Origin of the sequence: Spiroplasma endosymbiont of Clivina fossor (genome assembly GCF_964031115.1) — a bacterium.
In the GTDB taxonomy this organism is placed as follows: domain Bacteria; phylum Bacillota_I; class Bacilli_A; order Mycoplasmatales; family Nriv7; genus Nriv7.
The window spans coordinates 1486079-1508060 of record NZ_OZ035006.1 but is presented as its reverse complement, the minus strand read 5'-3'; the positions used below and the strand labels follow the sequence as shown (position 1 = coordinate 1508060).

Annotated in this window: 29 protein-coding genes, 4 tRNA genes and 3 pseudogenes; 18 read left to right on the top strand and 18 right to left on the bottom strand. The window is 23.2% G+C overall.

The genetic code is table 4. The features are described 5' to 3' along the window. Positions 1-180 precede the first annotated feature (180 nt). Together AAHM82_RS09085 and AAHM82_RS09080 are read right to left on the bottom strand one after the other, a co-directional pair. Positions 181-888, bottom strand: coding sequence for a UPF0236 family transposase-like protein (locus AAHM82_RS09085; protein ID WP_342263717.1), 708 nt, complete (start codon positions 886-888; stop codon positions 181-183). A 321-nt stretch (positions 889-1209) separates the two neighbouring features. Continuing rightward, positions 1210-1644: pseudogene (locus AAHM82_RS09080) on the bottom strand (transposase family protein); the annotation flags it as partial. 189 nt (positions 1645-1833) lie between these two features. On the opposite strand from AAHM82_RS09080, the gene AAHM82_RS14365 reads away from it, so the two are divergent. After that, on the top strand, positions 1834-2274 hold the full coding sequence (locus AAHM82_RS14365) for a transposase family protein (RefSeq protein WP_342263396.1): 441 nt from the start codon (positions 1834-1836) through the stop codon (positions 2272-2274). Continuing rightward, positions 2271-2663, top strand: a complete 393-nt coding sequence (locus AAHM82_RS14360; RefSeq protein ID WP_342264845.1) for a transposase family protein — start codon at positions 2271-2273, stop codon at positions 2661-2663. Before AAHM82_RS14365 ends, AAHM82_RS14360 begins: the two co-directional genes overlap by 4 nt. Positions 2664-3140: 477 nt before the next feature. On the opposite strand, the gene AAHM82_RS09070 is transcribed toward AAHM82_RS14360, so the two are convergent. Next, entirely contained in the window at positions 3141-3401 is a 261-nt protein-coding gene (locus AAHM82_RS09070) for a hypothetical protein (protein WP_342263716.1), read from the bottom strand. A 407-nt stretch (positions 3402-3808) separates the two neighbouring features. Between AAHM82_RS09070 and AAHM82_RS14355 the strand changes: the two are divergent. Further along, positions 3809-3940: pseudogene (locus AAHM82_RS14355) on the top strand (IS3 family transposase); the annotation flags it as partial. Between the two features lie 178 nt (positions 3941-4118). Here AAHM82_RS14355 and AAHM82_RS14350 read toward each other — a convergent pair. The 5 genes from AAHM82_RS14350 to AAHM82_RS14335 all read right to left on the bottom strand — a co-directional run bounded on the left by AAHM82_RS14350 (position 4119) and on the right by AAHM82_RS14335 (position 6491). Beyond that, positions 4119-4511, bottom strand: coding sequence for a transposase family protein (locus tag AAHM82_RS14350; RefSeq protein WP_342264845.1), 393 nt, complete (start codon positions 4509-4511; stop codon positions 4119-4121). Further along, entirely contained in the window at positions 4508-4948 is a 441-nt protein-coding gene (locus AAHM82_RS14345) for a transposase family protein (RefSeq protein ID WP_342263396.1), read from the bottom strand. Before AAHM82_RS14345 ends, AAHM82_RS14350 begins: the two co-directional genes overlap by 4 nt. A gap of 43 nt (positions 4949-4991) precedes the next feature. Continuing rightward, positions 4992-5210 (bottom strand): helix-turn-helix domain-containing protein, encoded by a 219-nt coding sequence (locus tag AAHM82_RS09055; RefSeq protein ID WP_425288973.1) that lies wholly within the window; start codon positions 5208-5210, stop codon positions 4992-4994. Between the two features lie 451 nt (positions 5211-5661). After that, positions 5662-6054: a transposase family protein gene (locus AAHM82_RS14340; RefSeq protein ID WP_342264845.1), complete on the bottom strand. Its 393-nt coding sequence runs from the start codon at positions 6052-6054 to the stop codon at positions 5662-5664. Continuing rightward, positions 6051-6491, bottom strand: coding sequence for a transposase family protein (locus AAHM82_RS14335; RefSeq protein WP_342263396.1), 441 nt, complete (start codon positions 6489-6491; stop codon positions 6051-6053). The genes AAHM82_RS14340 and AAHM82_RS14335 overlap by 4 nt, the downstream gene beginning before the upstream one ends. Positions 6492-6742: 251 nt before the next feature. Between AAHM82_RS14335 and AAHM82_RS09045 the strand changes: the two are divergent. From AAHM82_RS09045 to AAHM82_RS09025, 6 genes and pseudogenes are all read left to right on the top strand, one after another. Beyond that, positions 6743-7809, top strand: a pseudogene (locus AAHM82_RS09045) (IS256 family transposase); the annotation flags it as partial. Positions 7810-8026: 217 nt separating this feature from the next. Next, a complete protein-coding gene (locus AAHM82_RS09040; protein WP_342263714.1) occupies positions 8027-8809 on the top strand; it encodes a hypothetical protein in 783 nt (260 codons plus the stop codon). Between the two features lie 222 nt (positions 8810-9031). Next, on the top strand, positions 9032-9424 hold the full coding sequence (locus tag AAHM82_RS09035) for a transposase family protein (RefSeq protein WP_342263426.1): 393 nt from the start codon (positions 9032-9034) through the stop codon (positions 9422-9424). 2 nt (positions 9425-9426) lie between these two features. Next, positions 9427-9672, top strand: coding sequence for a transposase family protein (locus AAHM82_RS14330; protein ID WP_425289021.1), 246 nt, complete (start codon positions 9427-9429; stop codon positions 9670-9672). Between the two features lie 80 nt (positions 9673-9752). After that, positions 9753-10712 (top strand): IS1/IS1595 family N-terminal zinc-binding domain-containing protein, encoded by a 960-nt coding sequence (locus AAHM82_RS09030; RefSeq protein ID WP_342263352.1) that lies wholly within the window; start codon positions 9753-9755, stop codon positions 10710-10712. Positions 10713-10769: 57 nt separating this feature from the next. After that, positions 10770-11003 (top strand): transposase family protein, encoded by a 234-nt coding sequence (locus AAHM82_RS09025; protein WP_342263713.1) that lies wholly within the window; start codon positions 10770-10772, stop codon positions 11001-11003. Positions 11004-11213: 210 nt separating this feature from the next. Here the strand turns inward: AAHM82_RS09025 and AAHM82_RS09020 are convergent. From AAHM82_RS09020 to AAHM82_RS09010, 3 genes are all read right to left on the bottom strand, one after another. Beyond that, a tRNA-Met gene (locus AAHM82_RS09020) sits at positions 11214-11290 on the bottom strand. 5 nt (positions 11291-11295) lie between these two features. Next, positions 11296-11372 (bottom strand) — tRNA-Pro (locus AAHM82_RS09015). 13 nt (positions 11373-11385) lie between these two features. Beyond that, positions 11386-11462, bottom strand: a tRNA-Arg gene (locus tag AAHM82_RS09010). 151 nt (positions 11463-11613) lie between these two features. Here AAHM82_RS09010 and AAHM82_RS09005 point away from each other — a divergent pair. Then, a complete protein-coding gene (locus tag AAHM82_RS09005) occupies positions 11614-12255 on the top strand; it encodes an IS1/IS1595 family N-terminal zinc-binding domain-containing protein (protein ID WP_342263712.1) in 642 nt (213 codons plus the stop codon). A 35-nt stretch (positions 12256-12290) separates the two neighbouring features. Continuing rightward, positions 12291-12506 (top strand): transposase family protein, encoded by a 216-nt coding sequence (locus tag AAHM82_RS09000; RefSeq protein ID WP_425289023.1) that lies wholly within the window; start codon positions 12291-12293, stop codon positions 12504-12506. Positions 12507-12715: 209 nt separating this feature from the next. Here the strand turns inward: AAHM82_RS09000 and AAHM82_RS14325 are convergent, their stop codons facing one another. Then, entirely contained in the window at positions 12716-13108 is a 393-nt protein-coding gene (locus tag AAHM82_RS14325; RefSeq protein WP_342264845.1) for a transposase family protein, read from the bottom strand. After that, positions 13105-13545 carry a transposase family protein gene (locus AAHM82_RS14320; RefSeq protein ID WP_342263396.1) on the bottom strand — a complete coding sequence of 147 codons (441 nt, stop codon included), beginning with the start codon at positions 13543-13545 and terminating at the stop codon, positions 13105-13107. Before AAHM82_RS14320 ends, AAHM82_RS14325 begins: the two co-directional genes overlap by 4 nt. Positions 13546-13735: 190 nt before the next feature. On the opposite strand from AAHM82_RS14320, the gene AAHM82_RS08990 reads away from it, so the two are divergent. Beyond that, positions 13736-13867 carry a hypothetical protein gene (locus tag AAHM82_RS08990; protein WP_342263711.1) on the top strand — a complete coding sequence of 44 codons (132 nt, stop codon included), beginning with the start codon at positions 13736-13738 and terminating at the stop codon, positions 13865-13867. Positions 13868-13961: 94 nt separating this feature from the next. Here AAHM82_RS08990 and AAHM82_RS08985 read toward each other — a convergent pair whose 3' ends face one another. The 3 genes from AAHM82_RS08985 to truB all read right to left on the bottom strand — a co-directional run bounded on the left by AAHM82_RS08985 (position 13962) and on the right by truB (position 16194). Further along, on the bottom strand, positions 13962-14198 hold the full coding sequence (locus AAHM82_RS08985; RefSeq protein ID WP_342263710.1) for a transposase-like zinc-binding domain-containing protein: 237 nt from the start codon (positions 14196-14198) through the stop codon (positions 13962-13964). 258 nt (positions 14199-14456) lie between these two features. Then, positions 14457-15350, bottom strand: coding sequence for a riboflavin biosynthesis protein RibF (ribF, locus tag AAHM82_RS08980; RefSeq protein ID WP_342263709.1), 894 nt, complete (start codon positions 15348-15350; stop codon positions 14457-14459). After that, the gene (gene truB, locus AAHM82_RS08975) at positions 15334-16194 is read right to left on the bottom strand and encodes a tRNA pseudouridine(55) synthase TruB (protein ID WP_342263708.1); all 861 of its coding nucleotides are present in this window, start codon (positions 16192-16194) and stop codon (positions 15334-15336) included. The genes ribF and truB overlap by 17 nt, the downstream gene beginning before the upstream one ends. Positions 16195-16912: 718 nt before the next feature. Between truB and AAHM82_RS08970 the strand changes: the two genes are divergently transcribed. From AAHM82_RS08970 to AAHM82_RS08955, 4 genes are all read left to right on the top strand, one after another. Beyond that, positions 16913-17653 (top strand): 16S rRNA (uracil(1498)-N(3))-methyltransferase, encoded by a 741-nt coding sequence (locus AAHM82_RS08970; protein ID WP_342263707.1) that lies wholly within the window; start codon positions 16913-16915, stop codon positions 17651-17653. A gap of 2 nt (positions 17654-17655) precedes the next feature. Beyond that, on the top strand, positions 17656-18138 hold the full coding sequence (locus AAHM82_RS08965) for a hypothetical protein (protein ID WP_342263706.1): 483 nt from the start codon (positions 17656-17658) through the stop codon (positions 18136-18138). 84 nt (positions 18139-18222) lie between these two features. Next, positions 18223-18861, top strand: a complete 639-nt coding sequence (gene deoC / locus AAHM82_RS08960) for a deoxyribose-phosphate aldolase (RefSeq protein ID WP_342263705.1) — start codon at positions 18223-18225, stop codon at positions 18859-18861. A gap of 152 nt (positions 18862-19013) precedes the next feature. Further along, positions 19014-19166, top strand: coding sequence for a hypothetical protein (locus tag AAHM82_RS08955; protein ID WP_342263704.1), 153 nt, complete (start codon positions 19014-19016; stop codon positions 19164-19166). A 72-nt stretch (positions 19167-19238) separates the two neighbouring features. On the opposite strand, the gene AAHM82_RS08950 is transcribed toward AAHM82_RS08955, so the two are convergent. Next, positions 19239-20198, bottom strand: a complete 960-nt coding sequence (locus AAHM82_RS08950; protein ID WP_342263352.1) for an IS1/IS1595 family N-terminal zinc-binding domain-containing protein — start codon at positions 20196-20198, stop codon at positions 19239-19241. A 230-nt stretch (positions 20199-20428) separates the two neighbouring features. Between AAHM82_RS08950 and AAHM82_RS08945 the strand changes: the two genes are divergently transcribed. Then, positions 20429-20511 (top strand) — tRNA-Leu (locus tag AAHM82_RS08945). A 24-nt stretch (positions 20512-20535) separates the two neighbouring features. Next, the gene (locus AAHM82_RS08940; RefSeq protein WP_342263702.1) at positions 20536-21282 is read left to right on the top strand and encodes an RNA methyltransferase; all 747 of its coding nucleotides are present in this window, start codon (positions 20536-20538) and stop codon (positions 21280-21282) included. 224 nt (positions 21283-21506) lie between these two features. Here AAHM82_RS08940 and AAHM82_RS08935 read toward each other — a convergent pair whose 3' ends face one another. Further along, positions 21507-21896, bottom strand: coding sequence for a hypothetical protein (locus AAHM82_RS08935; RefSeq protein WP_342263701.1), 390 nt, complete (start codon positions 21894-21896; stop codon positions 21507-21509). Between the last annotated feature and the right edge of the window lie 86 nt (positions 21897-21982).

Below are 21982 nucleotides of genomic sequence, written 5' to 3'. Positions count from 1 at the left end.
TTTCTTAGGTATTGCTCTTTGAAGAAGTAAAACAATCAGCTAATTATATTATTTAATTACTAAACTAACCCTGCCTTTCTTGTTATTGTCATTTTTATTCTTTTTTATTTTATCATATTATTGAATTTTTACACAATAAAAAATTATTAATTATTATTAAATTTTAACTAATATTTTTACTTACTTAAATGTATTATATTTATTTGTTACAGCATTACCTTTATAATTAATTCAACTATCATCATTTTTATTATTATATTTATTTCATAATGAATTTTTATATATTTCTTTTCTGATTTCTATTTCTGAATTAATATTTTCATTAATATGATGTAATACATTTAATTTGTTTAAATTTGCCATTCTTAAATGTAATAGGTTATTTAAATTCTTATAATTATATATTTTTGCCCCATAGCCTAATTGTTGTTTTACTAAATGTGATACATCACTTTCGATGCTACAGCCGATATTTCATTCTAAATTTTGATGATGAATACCTTGCTTATTATTACTGAAATAATTACTCGCCTTTCGTAAATTTGTTTTAATATCTTTATTTAATTCATTTTTAGCAACATTACGAATGTTTTTGATTAATTCTTGATGATTTCCATCCTTATATAATTTAATTCAACTATTTAGTGTTACTTTGCGATTTTCAAAAATAATATTAAATGCAGTTTGTTTTAATTTTTTAATAGCATGATAACCATCTAAAATATATCTAACATTACCAAAACTATTGGCAATTTCCCTAATTCAAGTAGCACCATCGCCACAAACAATTATTCTGTCATAATTAATATTTACATAATATTTTTGTAATTCCTTAATTAATAAATCACGATAATCCATCGTATTTATTCGTTTACCAACTTTTAACATTAGAAAATGACCTCGTTTGTTTTCTAATTCTCTACGAGCATGTTTGTAATTTTTTTCTTTATGCCCGGTATGAAAAGTAACTAAACGAATTCTTTGGTCTTGTTTAACTTTCTGATCTAATGTCGCTAAAAATGTTTCATCTAGTTGAATAGACTTCTTGCAAAATTAATATGATAATTATAATTTTTAAATTTAAAATAAATATAAAAGTGTTATTAAAATAATTTTTAGATTATTTTTACAAATATTTTGTCATTAAAACATAATAAAAATTATTATTTACAATAAAAAAAGACTGAAATTTTAAATTATCAAATATATTTAAACTAATAGTTGTAAATTATAAATTGAAGCTATTAAATTAAATCTTAAAGCAAATCTTTTTCTACGATTTCGATATTTTTCACTAATAATTTTAAATTTTTTAAGTATAGCAAAAACATTTTCAATAACAATTCTCATTTTTGAAATTCGCTCATTATTTTGCTTTTCTTCTTTATTTAAAGGGTTTTTCTTTGATTTTCTTTTAGGAATTAAAACATTATGATTAATTTTTTGTATGCCTTGATAACCTAAATCCACTAAAACAGTTGTTTCTGGTAAAAATTTAATTTTTGAATCTTTTAAAATTTTAAAGTCATGGTTTTTACCATAAGAAAAATCAGAACTAATAATTTTTTTACTATCTTTTTCAATTATAACTTGTGTTTTTATTGTGTGTTTTTTCTTTTTTCCTGAGTAGTGCTGTTTTTGTCTTTTTTTGGGCGTTGGATTTGGCTTTCAGTTACATCAATTATAACAGTCTTATCTTTGAAATAATCTTTTAATAGTGATTTTTGACCAGTAAGTTGTTGAAAATTAGGGTGTTTTATTAAAGTAGACTTCTTGCAAAATTAATTTAAAATATAATTGAATTGTTGTTTTTAATAAAAAGGTGGAATTTAAATGAAATTTAAAAAAAATAATCAAATAAGTGATAAAAATTTTTTAAGATTAACTGGTATTAAACATACTACTTTTAATAAAATGCTAGAAATTTTAAAAATAGAAGAATTAAAAAAGAGATTTCGTCGCGGAAGAACCAATAAATTATCATTAGAAAATCGTATTTTAATGACTTTAGAATATTGAAGAGAATATAGAACTTATTTTCATATTGCAAAAAGTTATGATATTAGTGAAAGTAGTTGTTATAGAAATATCAAATGAATTGAAGACACTTTAATAAAACACCCTAATTTTCAACAACTTACTGGTCAAAAATCACTATTAAAAGATTATTTCAAAGATAAGACTGTTATAATTGATGTAACTGAAAGCCAAATCCAACGCCCAAAAAAAGACAAAAACAGCACTACTCAGGAAAAAAGAAAAAACACACAATAAAAACACAAGTTATAATTGAAAAAGATAGTAAAAAAATTATTAGTTCTGATTTTTCTTATGGTAAAAACCATGACTTTAAAATTTTAAAAGATTCAAAAATTAAATTTTTACCAGAAACAACTGTTTTAGTGGATTTAGGTTATCAAGGCATACAAAAAATTAATCATAATGTTTTAATTCCTAAAAGAAAATCAAAGAAAAACCCTTTAAATAAAGAAGAAAAGCAAAATAATGAGCGAATTTCAAAAATGAGAATTGTTATTGAAAATGTTTTTGCTATACTTAAAAAATTTAAAATTATTAGTGAAAAATATCGAAATCGTAGAAAAAGATTTGCTTTAAGATTTAATTTAATAGCTTCAATTTATAATTTACAACTATTAGTTTAAATATATTTGATAATTTAAAATTTCAGTCTTTTTTTATTGTAAATAATAATTTTTATTATGTTTTAATGACAAAATATTTGTAAAAATAATCTAAAAATTATTTTAATAACACTTTTATATTTATTTTAAATTTAAAAATTATAATTATCATATTAATTTTGCAAGAAGTCTAATATATGATAATGGACGCGTAAAGTTTTGTTAGGTGGAAAAATATTTGATTAATTTTGAAAGAAAAGTAACTACAATTTAATTATCGTTTTATTTGAAAAATAAGTAATAAAACAAAATATTTAATATTAACAAACATAATCTTAATAAAAGGTTATAAAAACTAAGTAAAATGCTTATAAAAACAACATTAAAATAATTTTTTATTTTAATTTTGTCGAAAACTCTTGATAAAATAAAAAAAATCATCAACTTGATAATTTTAAAAGGCTTTTATGTAAAATTACTATTTTTACTTTAACTTTTTTATACATTAAAATATAATACCGCTGTTTGTTGGTTTGAAGTTAAACCCTTATGTTGGTATTTTCATTTTCAGAGATTTAAATAATTTTGAAAATTAGTAAAACCTAAACCATGATAATGAATTAAGGCTTCTTTAAGACTAGATTGTAATTTACTGATTTTATTTAAGTTACGATAACTAGCTTCAGGATTAATTGTTGTTTTAGTTACACATAAAGTAGAATTTGTTTGTTTTGCTACTAAAAAATATAATTTTTGCATATCAGAATTAATTAACGAAAATTCAATAATATGATAAAATGGTAACGAATAAAAATGACAATAACAAGAAAGGCAGGGTTAGTTTAGTAATTAAATAATATATAGCTGATTGTTTTACTTCTTCAAAGCAATACCTAAGAAAACTAAACGCGGCCTTAGTAACAATATTTGTAATTACTTATTGATATATATTGGATAGGCTACAATAAATTGGACCATAATTATATAGACTTCAAAATTATTAAGAAAGAAGGAATATAAAAATGGGAAATAAAACCTCATACTCTGAAGAATTTAAAAAACAAATTGTAATGCTATACAAAAATGGCAAAAGTGTTATTAATTTAGGGAAAGAATATAATTTATCAAAACCAACTATTTATAGTTGAGTTAAAAATTATAATAATTCTGGGTCATTTAAAGCAAAAGATAATCGCACTGTCGAAGAAAATGAATTAATTTACTTGCGAAAAGAAAACCAACAATTACGAATGGAAAATGACATTTTAAAGCAAGCAGCACTGATAATCGGCAAAAAATAACAATAGACTTCTTGCAAAATTAATATGATAATTATAATTTTTAAATTTAAAATAAATATAAAAGTGTTATTAAAATAATTTTTAGATTATTTTTACAAATATTTTGTCATTAAAACATAATAAAAATTATTATTTACAATAAAAAAAGACTGAAATTTTAAATTATCAAATATATTTAAACTAATAGTTGTAAATTATAAATTGAAGCTATTAAATTAAATCTTAAAGCAAATCTTTTTCTACGATTTCGATATTTTTCACTAATAATTTTAAATTTTTTAAGTATAGCAAAAACATTTTCAATAACAATTCTCATTTTTGAAATTCGCTCATTATTTTGCTTTTCTTCTTTATTTAAAGGGTTTTTCTTTGATTTTCTTTTAGGAATTAAAACATTATGATTAATTTTTTGTATGCCTTGATAACCTAAATCCACTAAAACAGTTGTTTCTGGTAAAAATTTAATTTTTGAATCTTTTAAAATTTTAAAGTCATGGTTTTTACCATAAGAAAAATCAGAACTAATAATTTTTTTACTATCTTTTTCAATTATAACTTGTGTTTTTATTGTGTGTTTTTTCTTTTTTCCTGAGTAGTGCTGTTTTTGTCTTTTTTTGGGCGTTGGATTTGGCTTTCAGTTACATCAATTATAACAGTCTTATCTTTGAAATAATCTTTTAATAGTGATTTTTGACCAGTAAGTTGTTGAAAATTAGGGTGTTTTATTAAAGTGTCTTCAATTCATTTGATATTTCTATAACAACTACTTTCACTAATATCATAACTTTTTGCAATATGAAAATAAGTTCTATATTCTCTTCAATATTCTAAAGTCATTAAAATACGATTTTCTAATGATAATTTATTGGTTCTTCCGCGACGAAATCTCTTTTTTAATTCTTCTATTTTTAAAATTTCTAGCATTTTATTAAAAGTAGTATGTTTAATACCAGTTAATCTTAAAAAATTTTTATCACTTATTTGATTATTTTTTTTAAATTTCATTTAAATTCCACCTTTTTATTAAAAACAACAATTCAATTATATTTTAAATTAATTTTGCAAGAAGTCTAGTGTCTTCAATTCATTTGATATTTCTATAACAACTACTTTCACTAATATCATAACTTTTTGCAATATGAAAATAAGTTCTATATTCTCTTCAATATTCTAAAGTCATTAAAATACGATTTTCTAATGATAATTTATTGGTTCTTCCGCGACGAAATCTCTTTTTTAATTCTTCTATTTTTAAAATTTCTAGCATTTTATTAAAAGTAGTATGTTTAATACCAGTTAATCTTAAAAAATTTTTATGGACGCGTAAAGTTTTGTTAGGTGGAAAAATATTTGATTAATTTTGAAAGAAAAGTAACTACAATTTAATTATCGTTTTATTTGAAAAATAAGTAATAAAACAAAATATTTAATATTAACAAACATAATCTTAATAAAAGGTTATAAAAACTAAGTAAAATGCTTATAAAAACAAAATTAAAATAATTTTTTATTTTAATTTTGTCGAAAACTCTTGATATTTATTGAATAGACTTCTTGCAAAATTAATATGATAATTATAATTTTTAAATTTAAAATAAATATAAAAGTGTTATTAAAATAATTTTTAGATTATTTTTACAAATATTTTGTCATTAAAACATAATAAAAATTATTATTTACAATAAAAAAAGACTGAAATTTTAAATTATCAAATATATTTAAACTAATAGTTGTAAATTATAAATTGAAGCTATTAAATTAAATCTTAAAGCAAATCTTTTTCTACGATTTCGATATTTTTCACTAATAATTTTAAATTTTTTAAGTATAGCAAAAACATTTTCAATAACAATTCTCATTTTTGAAATTCGCTCATTATTTTGCTTTTCTTCTTTATTTAAAGGGTTTTTCTTTGATTTTCTTTTAGGAATTAAAACATTATGATTAATTTTTTGTATGCCTTGATAACCTAAATCCACTAAAACAGTTGTTTCTGGTAAAAATTTAATTTTTGAATCTTTTAAAATTTTAAAGTCATGGTTTTTACCATAAGAAAAATCAGAACTAATAATTTTTTTACTATCTTTTTCAATTATAACTTGTGTTTTTATTGTGTGTTTTTTCTTTTTTCCTGAGTAGTGCTGTTTTTGTCTTTTTTTGGGCGTTGGATTTGGCTTTCAGTTACATCAATTATAACAGTCTTATCTTTGAAATAATCTTTTAATAGTGATTTTTGACCAGTAAGTTGTTGAAAATTAGGGTGTTTTATTAAAGTGTCTTCAATTCATTTGATATTTCTATAACAACTACTTTCACTAATATCATAACTTTTTGCAATATGAAAATAAGTTCTATATTCTCTTCAATATTCTAAAGTCATTAAAATACGATTTTCTAATGATAATTTATTGGTTCTTCCGCGACGAAATCTCTTTTTTAATTCTTCTATTTTTAAAATTTCTAGCATTTTATTAAAAGTAGTATGTTTAATACCAGTTAATCTTAAAAAATTTTTATCACTTATTTGATTATTTTTTTTAAATTTCATTTAAATTCCACCTTTTTATTAAAAACAACAATTCAATTATATTTTAAATTAATTTTGCAAGAAGTCTAATATACTTAATTTTAGGTATATTTTTAATATGATAGAGGGGGGGGCTGCTGCTGGAGGGCCTGTCCAAAATTCTGTGTCTCGATAATTCATTCTGAATTATACTTAAACGAAGGAGAACAGAAAATGACAAAAAAAAAATAAAAAAAGAACCTGATGCAATTGATAAAGTTGTTGATTATTTTTTAGAAAATATTGATAATCCACAAGATTTATTTAAAGGCAATACTATTTTTCAGGAATTTACCAAAAAATTAACTGAACGAATGTTAAATACGGAAATTAAAGATCATCTTGAAACTGATGAGAATCATAATAAAAGAAATGGCAACACACAAAAAACCATTATTACTAAAAATGGTTCAATCGCAATTGATGTACCAAAAGATCGAAATAGTACTTTTGAACCAGTAATTATTCCGAAAAGACAAAGAAGATTTGATAACTTTGATCAAAAAGTAATTTCTTTATATGCAAGAGGAATGACAATTTCTGATATCAAAGCACAATTGCAAGAATTCTATCACGGAGCAGAAATTTCAGAAAGTTTAATTAGTCAAATAACTGATGATGTTATTGAAGAAGTTAAAATGTGACAAACTAAACCTTTAGAGAAGATTTATCCGATTGTTTATTTTGATTGTATTGTTGTTAAAGTAAAGCAAGATAAACGAATAATAAATAAAGCAGTTTATCTTGCCTTAGGAATTAATTTAGATGGTTTAAAAGATATTTTAGGAATGTGAATTAGCGAGAATGAGGGAGCCAAATTTTGACTTAATATAATCCCCTCTCTTACGGAAATGAAAAATCGTGGCTTACAAGATATTCTTGTTGCTTGTAGCGATAATTTAACTGGAATGTCTGATGCAATAGAAGCTGTGTTCCCAAAAACACAGCACCAATTATGCATCGTTCATCAAATTCGTAATAGAGTTTAAAATTTGTCCCTTACAAAGATCGCAAACTTGTAGCTAATGATTTAAAATCAATTTATACAGCAATTAATGAAGAAATAGCGCTAGTTGCTTTAGATCATTTTTCAGAAAAATGAAATAAAAAGTATCCACAAATTACTAAATCATGAAAAAATAACTGAAATAATTTAATAATTTTTCTTGAATATCCTCAAGAATTTAGAAGGATTATTTACACAACTAATGCGATTGAATCTGTTAATAGTCAACTAAGAAAAGTTATTAAGAATAAAAAGATTTTTCCTAATGACGCATCAGTTTTTAAAATATTTTTTTAATTTTGTCGAAAACTCTTGATAAAATAAAAAAAATCATACATAAGAAATATATACTTAATTTGAATATTGAAATAATTTATAGTAAATGATTATTTTTTCTTTTTTAAAAAATACCTAAGAAAACTAAACGCGACCTCACTAAAACTTTTATTTTTATTTTTATTACTATTAATAGATAATAAGATTAACGATAGTAAACGAGAGATGGCAAATTATGACTAAAGAACAACTTAAAATATATAGTAATCCATCTCAAAAAATGAATACAATTCTTGAAATTCACCAACAACTAAAAGAAATTTTTAAAAATTTTCAGTTTAATAATGAAAAAGATTGTATTGAGATTTTATTAGATGAAGAATGCTCTTGAAATACAACAATTGATGTTAAAAATGAAATTACATTTTATATTACTCACAAAACAATAACGACTTCTAATGTCCTATTAATGTGTTATGAATGATACCATTGAGAAATGCCATCCAGTGGTTATCGCTTTACAAAACGCCAAATAAGTCAATTTAAACAAGATTTTCCACGCTGAAAGGATGCTAAATATTTTCTTTTTAGTAAAGCAATTAAACACTTCATTACTCAAAAATGAGATTTAATAGACAAAAATGATTTCTACTTTGATTTAGGATTTATTTTATTTAAACAAATTTTTCCTGGCTTTCATCTCAGGTTAATTCCAACCTTTCGTTATTTTCATTTTGATAATTATTCATTTCGTAGTAAAAAGACATATTTAGAAGGTATTTTTTATCGTCTAAGAAGTCGTGATTTTTATACTCGTTTTCCACAAATTGAAACAATAAACATTCAAGAAAAAAATAAAATCACTAATACTTATTATTTGCAAACTTTACAACTAGTAAAACGGTTATACTACCAAATGTCAATAAAAAATAATCATCTTGCCAATAGTTACTTTAATATTCCCTTAAATAAATATTATCTCTTTGATTACTTATTTATAATATTCTGTATATTATAAATACTTTTTAAAAGATAATCCCTTACCCTTACAACGATGCTTTGATGTTATTAGAGAAGTATTACAAAGAATCATTATCAAATATGACAGCATTTACCTTCCTAACAATTTAATTGCCTTTTGAGAATTAGAAATTGACAATGAAGAACTTCAATAGACTTGGTACATAACCTTTAATTTTATCTACTATTTTGATAATATTATTTCCTAGGTGAAATACAAATGTTAGATAAATACAAAGACGAAAACGAATTTTATAGTTTAATAGGCATAAAATATAAAACTTTCATGAAAATGGTAGAAATTTTAAAAGAAGGTGAAGCTAAACAAAAACAAATTGGTGGTAGACCAAATAAATTATCAATAGAGCAAAGATTACTTATGACTTTAGAATACTGAAAAGAATATAGTACATATCGTATTATTGCAAAAAAATATAATATTAGTCATGTTAGTTGTATTCGTAATATCTTTTGAGTTGAAAATACTCTAATAAAAAATAGTCACTTTCATATACCTGGCAAAAAGATATTATTAGAAAATAAGGGTACTACTAATAATTTATTAGCAATTGATGCTACAGAAATTCCAATTGAAAGAATTAAAAAAAACTAAAATTATTATTTTCTGGTAAGAAAAGGCAACATTCATTAAAATCGCAAATAATTATTGATTTATTTAACAATAAAATTATTTCAGTAGATTTTTGTTATGGCAGTACTCATGATTATAAGTTATTTTTAAAATCAAATACACTTATAAATCCAAAATTAGAATTAATTGCCGATTCAGGATATCAAGGTTTGCAAAATGTTCATAAAAATACATTATTGCCAATTAAAAAGAGTAAAAATAATTTTTAATTTTGTCGAAAACTCTTGATATTTATTGAATATACTTAATTTTAGGTATATTTTTAATATGATAGAGGTGGATAATAATTATGGAAAAAATAATTCAAGAACTAGTAAATACTTTAACAGATGATCAATTTTTAGAATTTTATGAAAAAGTTAAACAACAAGCAGAATTAATAAAAAAACAAAAACGTTTAAATGAAATTGATCAAAAATTTAGAGCGCAAGGTATTAAATGTCCTAAATGTGAATCTTACCATTGCGTTAAAAATGGACATAATTCAGAAGGAAAACAAAAATATTTATGTAAAAATTGCCGTGCAAGTTTTGACGCTTTTCGTAATCATTTTATTTATTGAAGTCATTTAAATTATGAACAATGAAATTTATTGATTCAAATTTCATTGCTGGGGCAATCTAGTAAAACAATTTCTCGTTTTATTAAAACTACATTAAAAACTGCTTGATATAATCGTCAAAAATTAATGAAATCAAAACAATTAGAAAATACCCAATTAAAATTTAAAAAATTATCTGGTAAAATCCAAATCGATGAAACATTTATTAAAGAAATCCATAAAGGAAATTTCAAATATAAAACTGATCCACGAAGAATTCACCTTGACCCATTCGCAACTAATACTAAATGCTGTATTCAAATGGCAATTGATAATAATAACAATATTTATGTTAAATCCACAAACACCAAACGTTTACAAAAACAATGAGTTATTGAAAATATGAACAAAGAATTAATTAATGAAAATTCAATTATTACTTCTGATATGCAAAAATTATATTTTTTAGTAGCAAAACAAACAAATTCTACTTTATGTGTAACTAAAACAACAATTAATCCTGAAGCTAGTTATCGTAACTTAAATAAAATCAGTAAATTACAATCTAGTCTTAAAGAAGCCTTAATTCATTATCATGGTTTAGGTTTTACTAATATTCAAAATTATTTAAATCTCTGAAAATGAAAATACCAACATAAGGGTTTAACTCCAAACCAACAAACAGCGGTATTATATTTTAATGTATAAAAAAGTTAAAGTAAAAATAGTAATTTTACATAAAAGCCTTTTAAAATTATCAAGTTGATGATTTTTTTTATTTTATCAAGAGTTTTCGACAAAATTAAAAAAAATAATCCTTTAAATCCAGATAAAAAGGAATATAATAGCTTTTTAAGTAAAGTTAGAATTGTCATTGAACATGTTTTTGCTAGATTAAAAAGATTTAAAATACTAGTTTATCGTTATCGCAATAAGATTAGAAGATTTGGATTACGATTTAACTTAATTTCAGGAATATATAATTTTGAATTAAGCTAGTTATAGTTATGTACCAAGTCTAATATACTCTTGAACACTTACTAGAATACATTAACCGAACATTATTCCGAAAAACACGCTTATGAAGAAATTTATGAAGAAGTACAAAACTTTGTTGAATATATGGAAAGTTTAGAACCAAAAGAAAAGAAACACTAAAAAACGACTTTATTTTTTAAATAAAGTCGTTTTCAAACCGTAAACATAACTTGGTAGCGAGAGAGAGACTTGAACTCTCGACCTTTCGAGTATGAACCGAACACTCTAACCAACTGAGCTATCTCGCCAAATATGGTCGGGAAGATAGGATTCGAACCTACGACTTCTCGGTCCCAAACCGAGCGCTCTACCAAGCTAAGCTACTTCCCGTATTAAAATAAAATGGTGCGCCCAACAGGAGTTGAACCCGCAACCTCTTGATCCGTAGTCAAGCACTCTGTCCAATTGAGCTATGGGCGCCTATGGTGTCATTAAATAACAAAATTATTATATATTATTACCGCTCTGTTGACAACAAAAATTTCTTTTAATTTTGTCGAAAACTCTTGATATTTATTGAATATACTTAATTTTAGGTATATTTTTAATATGATAGAGGTGGATAATAATTATGGAAAAAATAATTCAAGAACTAGTAAATACTTTAACAGATGATCAATTTTTAGAATTTTATGAAAAAGTTAAACAACAAGCAGAATTAATAAAAAAACAAAAACGGTTAAATGAAATTGATCAAAAATTTAGAGCGCAAGGTATTAAATGCCCTAAATGTGAAGCTTACCATTGCGTTAAAAATGGACATAATTCAGAAGGAAAACAAAAATATTTATGTAAAAATTGCCGTGCAAGTTTTGACGCTTTTCGTAATCATTTTATTTATTGAAGTCATTTAAATTATGAACAATGAAATTTATTGATTCAAATTTCATTGCTGGGGCAATCTAGTAAAACAATTTCTCGTTTTATTAAAACTACATTAAAAACTGCTTGATATAATCGTCAAAAATTAATGAAATCAAAACAATTAGAAAATACCCAATTAAAATTTAAAAAATTATCTGGTAAAATCCAAATCGATGAAACATTTATTAAAGAAATTCATAAAGGAAATTTCAAATATAAAACTGATCCACGAAGAATTCACCTTGACCCATTCGCAACTAATACTAAATGCTGTATTCAAATGGCAATTGATAATAATAACAATATTTATGTTAAATCCACAAACACCAAACGTTTACAAAAACAATAGACTTCTTGCAAAATTAATATGATAATCATAATGTTTTAATTCCTAAAAGAAAATCAAAGAAAAACCCTTTAAATAAAGAAGAAAAGCAAAATAATGAGCGAATTTCAAAAATGAGAATTGTTATTGAAAATGTTTTTGCTATACTTAAAAAATTTAAAATTATTAGTGAAAAATATCGAAATCGTAGAAAAAGATTTGCTTTAAGATTTAATTTAATAGCTTCAATTTATAATTTACAACTATTAGTTTAAATATATTTGATAATTTAAAATTTCAGTCTTTTTTTATTAGACTTCTTGCAAAATTAATATGATAATTATAATTTTTAAATTTAAAATAAATATAAAAGTGTTATTAAAATAATTTTTAGATTATTTTTACAAATATTTTGTCATTAAAACATAATAAAAATTATTATTTACAATAAAAAAAGACTGAAATTTTAAATTATCAAATATATTTAAACTAATAGTTGTAAATTATAAATTGAAGCTATTAAATTAAATCTTAAAGCAAATCTTTTTCTACGATTTCGATATTTTTCACTAATAATTTTAAATTTTTTAAGTATAGCAAAAACATTTTCAATAACAATTCTCATTTTTGAAATTCGCTCATTATTTTGCTTTTCTTCTTTATTTAAAGGGTTTTTCTTTGATTTTCTTTTAGGAATTAAAACATTATGATTAATTTTTTGTATGCCTTGATAACCTAAATCCACTAAAACAGTTGTTTCTGGTAAAAATTTAATTTTTGAATCTTTTAAAATTTTAAAGTCATGGTTTTTACCATAAGAAAAATCAGAACTAATAATTTTTTTACTATCTTTTTCAATTATAACTTGTGTTTTTATTGTGTGTTTTTTCTTTTTTCCTGAGTAGTGCTGTTTTTGTCTTTTTTTGGGCGTTGGATTTGGCTTTCAGTTACATCAATTATAACAGTCTTATCTTTGAAATAATCTTTTAATAGTGATTTTTGACCAGTAAGTTGTTGAAAATTAGGGTGTTTTATTAAAGTGTCTTCAATTCATTTGATATTTCTATAACAACTACTTTCACTAATATCATAACTTTTTGCAATATGAAAATAAGTTCTATATTCTCTTCAATATTCTAAAGTCATTAAAATACGATTTTCTAATGATAATTTATTGGTTCTTCCGCGACGAAATCTCTTTTTTAATTCTTCTATTTTTAAAATTTCTAGCATTTTATTAAAAGTAGTATGTTTAATACCAGTTAATCTTAAAAAATTTTTATCACTTATTTGATTATTTTTTTTAAATTTCATTTAAATTCCACCTTTTTATTAAAAACAACAATTCAATTATATTTTAAATTAATTTTGCAAGAAGTCTATTGTAAATAATAATTTTTATTATGTTTTAATGACAAAATATTTGTAAAAATAATCTAAAAATTATTTTAATAACACTTTTATATTTATTTTAAATTTAAAAATTATAATTATCATATTAATTTTGCAAGAAGTCTATTATCATGGTTTAGGTTTTACTAATATTCAAAATTATTTAAATCTCTGAAAATGAAAATACCAACATAAGGGTTTAACTCCAAACCAACAAACAGCGGTATTATATTTTAATGTATAAAAAAGTTAAAGTAAAAATAGTAATTTTACATAAAAGCCTTTTAAAATTATCAAGTTGATGATTTTTTTTATTTTATCAAGAGTTTTCGACAAAATTAAAAGCAATTTTTACATAAATATTTTTGTTTTCCTTCTGAATTATGTCCATTTTTAACGCAATGGTAAGCTTCACATTTAGGGCATTTAATACCTTGCGCTCTAAATTTTTGATCAATTTCATTTAAACGTTTTTGTTTTTTTATTAATTCTGCTTGTTGTTTGACTTTTTCATAAAATTCTAAAAATTGATCATCTGTTAAAGTATTTACTAGTTCTTGAATTATTTTTTCCATAATTATTATCCATCTCTATCATATTAAAAATATACCTAAAATTAAGTATATTCAATAAATATCAAGAGTTTTCGACAAAATTAAAATAAAAAATTATTTTAATGTTGTTTTTATAAGCATTTTACTTAGTTTTTATAACCTTTTATTAAGATTATGTTTGTTAATATTAAATATTTTGTTTTATTACTTATTTTTCAAATAAAACGATAATTAAATTGTAGTTACTTTTCTTTCAAAATTAATCAAATATTTACCTACCTAACAAAACTTTATGCGTCTGCTGTAATCTTCACTAATTAATTGTTTTAAATGTTCTAAACTTTTAACAGCAACATTATCTCGTAAATACTTTAAAAAGGAAATTTTAATTTTTACGCCATAAATATTATTATTGAAATTAAGAATATATGATTCACATTTTAAAACATTATCAATTCTAATAATACAAGAAATTGCTTGATAGTTTTTATTATCTAAACTAACATTAGTAATATAAACACCCGCATTTAATATTGAAAAATTATCATTTAAATGAATATTTGCTGTTGGAAATTGAATTTTATTACCTAATTTATTACCTTTAACAACAATACCTTTAATATTATAAGGTTGCAATAATAACTTATTAGCACTAGTAATTTGTTTTTCTTGTAGTAACTGACGAATATATGTTGTTGATACCCGAATATCATTATTAATTAAAACTTTATTAACAACAATTACTTTAGAAAAATTTTTTTGCAAATGACTAATATTTCCCAAACCAAAATTTGCAAAACGAAAATCATCACCAACAACGATAATATCAATATTCAATTGTTTAAGATAAAAAATAAACTGTTCAACTGATCATTTTCTTGTATTATCATTAAATGGAAAAATAACAAAATTATCAAATCCCATTAATGAAACTAATTTTTGCTTATCTTCCATATCAAGCAAGTCATCATATTGTTGTTGTAAAATTATTTTCTTTGGTGCTATTGAAAAAGTAAAAAATAGTGATTGATAATTATTTTCTTTAGCTTCGTTTAATACTGTTTTCATTAACACTTGATGTCCAATATGAAGGCCATCAAAAAATCCTAAACAAGCTACTTGTTTATTTGAAAATTGCTGTTTTTCATCAATAGTATTAATTATTTTCATCATTTCATAATCCTTTTTTACAATAATATTTATTTTCTGGTCCCTTAACATATATTGCTAATGGAATTTGATTATTATCAGTTAACAATACAGTATCATTTTCAACACCTTTTAATTGAATAACCTTACCATTTTTAATATCTTTTGTTTCCTTAATATTAATAAGTGGCATATAGTTTTGTAATACATTTGATAATGAAATCATATTTTGTTCTTGAATTTTATCAAGTTCTCAACAATTACTAATCTTATATACACCACTAGCTATTCTCTGCAATTCTTTTACTGTTGCTATCGTATTTAAAGTTTTAGCAATGTCTACTACTAAACTACGAATATATGTTCCTTTTGAACATTTAACTTTTAAGGAAGCATAAGGAAAATCAAAACTTACTAACTCTAAATAATCTAACTTAACAACTCGTTTTGCTAATAATACTTCTTGTTCCTTGCGAGCATATTCATAAAGTTTTTTCCCTTGAAACTTAATTGCAGAATATTTAGGTGGTATTTGATTGTATGATAACGGAAAAAACTTTAAACAACTAAGAAATTGTTCTTTTGTAATTAACTTATTATCATTAGCAATAACATTACCTGTAATATCACCACTATTAGTTAAAATATTAAATTGCATTGTTACTAAATACTCTTTCGTTTCGTTCAATAATAATGAAGAAATCTTTGTCGCTTGATTGACCAAAATTATTAGTACACCAGTAGCTAGAGGGTCTAAAGTTCCAGCGTGACCAACTTTATAATATTTAAACTTTTTTTTAAGATAAGATACTACTTGATGCGATGTCATCCCAGTAGGTTTATCAATTAGTAAAATTCCTGAATTCATTATAATAAAAAATCTCCAAAGATATTATATCATACTTAAAAGACCTTGAAAAATTTACCAATACAACTAAAAAGGAAACAATTAAATTGTTTCCCCCAAAAACTTAATACACATATTTTCTCAACTTTTTCAATATGCGTAAGCATTAAGTAAACCTATTACTAGAATTACTTAGTTAAATATTAACACAATATAATCAAATTATCATCCTTTTTGTTAGCAACAAGAAATAATTTTAATCCATCATTAAATTTAAGTAATTATTCAGTTAATCATTGTTGTCTTTGTTGGCTTTTTTCTTTTTCTTGATCTGCTTTTTCTTGCTCTTTTTTCTTGTTGTCTTTTTGAACGCGTAAAGTTTTGTTAGGTGGAAAAATATTTGATTAATTTTGAAAGAAAAGTAACTACAATTTAATTATCGGTCGCGTTTAGTTTTCTTAGGTATTTTTTAAAAAAGAAAAAATAATCATTTACTATAAATTATTTCAATATTCAAATTAAGTATATATTTCTTATGTATGATTTTTGTTGTGTAAAAATTCAATAATATGATAAAATGGTAACGAATAAAAATGACAATAACAAGAAAGGCAGGGTTAGTTTAGTAATTAAATAATATAATTAGCTGATTGTTTTACTTCTTCAAAGCAATACCTAAGAAAACTAAACGCGACCATGATTTAAAAATGATATAATTAATATTGGAGTAGGTGATATAATGCAATGTTATTTTGCTCATTTTCAAGATGAATTCGGCAATTTAATTTTTAATGATATTGATACTCATCATTTAGTTAATGTTTTAAGATTTCAAATTAATGACTTGTTAATTGCTGTATATAATGGTAAAAAATATCAAACGAAGATAATTGAAAAGAAACCACAATTAAAAGTTGAAATTCAAAAAAATTTATTGGAAAATACCGAATTAGAAATAGTTGTAACATTATTAATGCCATTGCTTAAACAAGATCGTAATGATTGAATTGTTCAAAAAGCAACTGAATTAGGTGTGACACAAATTATTGGTATTGCTTTAGAACGAAGTGTTACTAAGATTAAACGAAATGATGATAAACAAAAAAAGATGATGCGTTGACAAAAGATTGCTAAAGAAGCAGCACAACAGTCGAATCGTAATCAAATTCCAAAAATTGTTGATATTATTACTGATGTTACTGCTATTATTCCTTATAAGAGCGAATTAAATTTAATTGCTAATGAATTAACATTAGCAACCTGTTCATTGTCGGCACTAATGTTACCATTACCCAAGTCAACAAGTATTACTTTTATTTGTGGACCTGAGGGTGGTTTTAGTGATAAAGAATTAGAATTTTTTAATTTTGAAGGTTTTCATGCAATTAATTTAGGAAAAAGAGTTTTAAGATCAGAAACAGCTGTTTTAGCATTTCTTGCTAATATCGGTTATGAACATGAAAAGTTAAAGGAGCAATAAGAATGTCTTTAAGTTCAAAGCGAGTGGGTGTAATTTTAAATTTATTATTTGCAATTAATTGATTGTTTTTAACAATGGTATTTATTAGCGTTCAAAAATCAAATTTACCTTTAAGTGGTGGCTTTGAAATTGCTAGTTATTTAATTCCATTAATAACTTTATGTTTAATAATAGTTTATGTTTGATTAACTTATGTATCAATTAAGAATTTTGATGTTAAATATCAATTTAAAGCATATAAATACTTAATATTAATCGTATTGATGGCAGTGATGTCAATTTTAGCCAATTTATTAATTTTAATTGCTAAAAATCATCAAAATGCTATTTTAGCATTTGGTTTATCAATTGGAATTTCTGGAATATTTGGTTTAGTAACAATTATCTTTGATATTAAGTTTTTTATTCAAAGGTTAAAATGAGAGGCATTATCAAAAAGTGAAATTTCTATTCTAAATGATGAATTAATAATTAAAAATAAATAATTAGTAGTATAATTAATTTTTAGTAACATATTTGTGTTATTAAAAATTAATTAATAAGGAGAAATAAGGAGATTTGCTTGTTTTATGAAACTGAATGAATTTATTGATTATACTTTATTAAATTCACATGCTACGAGTCATGACATTCAAAAAATTTGTGTGGATGCTGAGAAGCACAAATTTGCTAGTGTATGTGTTAATCTTATTTATGTTAGTCATGCTAAAAATTTGTTAAAAAAGACAAAGGTTAATGTTTGTACTGTTGTTGGTTTTCCATTGGGTTCGGTGCCCACAAATATTAAAGTGTTGGAAACTGAACAAGCTGTTCGTGATGGTGCCGATGAGATTGATATGGTTATTAATCTTGGAGCTTTAAAAGAGGGGGCATATATGGTAGTATTAAATGATATTAAGCATGTTCGAGCTGTATGTCCAAAACAAATTTTAAAAGTTATTATCGAAACTGCATTATTAACGAAAGAAGAAAAAATTCAAGTTTGTAAATTAGCTTTGCAAGCACAAGCAGATTTTATTAAAACTTCAACAGGATTTGCTAAAAGTGGTGCTAAAGTTAAGGATATTAAATTAATTCGTAGTATTGTTAAGGATGAAATGTATATTAAAGCGTCAGGGAAAATTAAAACTAAAGCGCAGGCAATAAAACTTATTAAAGGTGGAGCAGACCGACTGGGAATTAGTAAAGCAGCGTTATTGATGGTTTAATTGCTAATTAATTTTAGTTATAAAAATGGTTTTAATTTTTTGTGAATTTTATTTCATTATTTGCAATTTTATTTTAATTTTAAAGATAAGTATTGATAATCTCTTTATTTTTTTCTGTAAATGGGTTATTTTTAATTTAAAGGTGATTTTTTATGCAAGAAAAAGATATTTTAAAAGAAATAAATAATATTGATGATAAAACTTTTATGAAAAAATATCAGCAATTAAAAAATAGAGCAAAGAAAATTGAAAAAAAGGAAAAACAAGTAATTATTTTTTTTAATTTTGTCGAAAACTCTTGATAAAATAAAAAAAATCATCAACTTGATAATTTTAAAAGGCTTTTATGTAAAATTACTATTTTTACTTTAACTTTTTTATACATTAAAATATAATACCGCTGTTTGTTGGTTTGGAGTTAAACCCTTATGTTGGTATTTTCATTTTCAGAGATTTAAATAATTTTGAATATTAGTAAAACCTAAACCATGATAATGAATTAAGGCTTCTTTAAGACTAGATTGTAATTTACTGATTTTATTTAAGTTACGATAACTAGCTTCAGGATTAATTGTTGTTTTAGTTACACATAAAGTAGAATTTGTTTGTTTTGCTACTAAAAAATATAATTTTTGCATATCAGAAGTAATAATTGAATTTTCGTTAATTAATTCTTTGTTCATATTTTCAATAACTCATTGTTTTTGTAAACGTTTGGTGTTTGTGGATTTAACATAAATATTGTTATTATTATCAATTGCCATTTGAATACAGCATTTAGTATTAGTTGCGAATGGGTCAAGGTGAATTCTTCGTGGATCAGTTTTATATTTGAAATTTCCTTTATGGATTTCTTTAATAAATGTTTCATCGATTTGGATTTTACCAGATAATTTTTTAAATTTTAATTGGGTATTTTCTAATTGTTTTGATTTCATTAATTTTTGACGATTATATCAAGCAGTTTTTAATGTAGTTTTAATAAAACGAGAAATTGTTTTACTAGATTGCCCCAGCAATGAAATTTGAATCAATAAATTTCATTGTTCATAATTTAAATGACTTCAATAAATAAAATGATTACGAAAAGCGTCAAAACTTGCACGGCAATTTTTACATAAATATTTTTGTTTTCCTTCTGAATTATGTCCATTTTTAACGCAATGGTAAGATTCACATTTAGGGCATTTAATACCTTGCGCTCTAAATTTTTGATCAATTTCATTTAACCGTTTTTGTTTTTTTATTAATTCTGCTTGTTGTTTGACTTTTTCATAAAATTCTAAAAATTGATCATCTGTTAAAGTATTTACTAGTTCTTGAATTATTTTTTCCATAATTATTATCCCCCTCTATCATATTAAAAATATACCTAAAATTAAGTATATTCAATAAATATCAAGAGTTTTCGACAAAATTAAAAATTATTTTTAATTTTAATAATACAAAATATGGTATTATGAAATCAATTAAGAGAAGCATAGTCTAATAACTGTGTGTGATTTACACGATTTTGTTGGGGGAAATATTGATTTTTTCGGAAAATACTATATATTTAAAAAATAAGGCCCAAGTGGTGGAATGGTAGACACAATGGTCTCAAAAACCATCGGTTGATCCGTATCGGTTCGAGTCCGATCTTGGGCACCATTAATTTTAGAAAGCATTTTTGATATGAAAATAATTAATTCAATAGATAATTCATTAATTAAAGATTTAGTTAAGTTAAAAGAGAGCAAGTATCGTAAAGAAAAGGAACAGTTTCTTATTGAAGGGTTTCACTTAATTGAAGAGGCTAAGAAACAAAATAAATTATTAATGATTTTAACAACACAAGATATTGCTAATAAAATAGAAGATTTTAGTAATATAATTGTTGTTAATGAGCAAATTATTAAGAAAATATCTACAACTGTTAACCCACAACCAATTATTGGTGTTTGTAGTTTTTTAGATAGTTATGAAGTTGATAAAAATTTAGTTGTCATGTTAGATAAGATTCAAGATCCGACTAATTTAGGAAACATTATTCGTAGTTGTGTTGCCTTTAATGTCCAAACATTGTATATTAGTAATGATAGTGTTGATATTTATAATGATAAAGTAATTCGGACTTCAATGGGAGCGATATTTCATTTAAATATTATTAAAACTAATTTGGAACTTGTTATGGCTAGTGTAAAAGATAAAGGTTTTAAAGTTTATGGTACAGTATTTAAAGATGCTAATAATCGTTTGCGAGATGTAAAATTTAATAGTCAAGTAGCATTATTATTTGGTAATGAGGGTAAAGGAATTAATGCTCATTTATGACCATTAATTGATGATAATTTTTATATTCCAACATCAAATGGAGTAGAATCTTTGAATGTTGCTAATGCTTTAACTATTAGTCTTTATGAAATAATGAATCAAAATTAATGTAACTTTTTTAGTTGCATTTTTTTATGTTTTAGAGAGAAACTTATTAAATAAAAATGGTTAAGAATATAGCACATGATTGTTATTGCTACCACGATATATAAATCAAATGCTCAAAAGATTTTTTTAATTTTGTCGAAAACTCTTGATAAAATAAAAAAAATCATCAACTTGATAATTTTAAAAGGCTTTTATGTAAAATTACTATTTTTACTTTAACTTTTTTATACATTAAAATATAATACCGCTGTTTGTTGGTTTGGAGTTAAGCCCTTATGTTGGTATTTTCATTTTCAGAGATTTAAATAATTTTGAATATTAGTAAAACCTAAACCATGATAATGAATTAAGGCTTCTTTAAGACTAGATTGTAATTTACTGATTTTATTATTTAAGTTACGATAACTAGCTTCAGGATTAATTGTTGTTTTAGTTACACATAAAGTAGAATTTGTTTGTTTTGCTACTAAAAAATATAATTTTTGCATATCAGAAGTAATAATTGAATTTTCGTTAATTAATTCTTTGTTCATATTTTCAATAACTCATTGTTTTTGTAAACGTTTGGTGTTTGTGGATTTAACATAAATATTGTTATTATTATCAATTGCCATTTGAATACAGCATTTAGTATTAGTTGCGAATGGGTCAAGGTGAATTCTTCGTGGATCAGTTTTATATTTGAAATTTCCTTTATGGA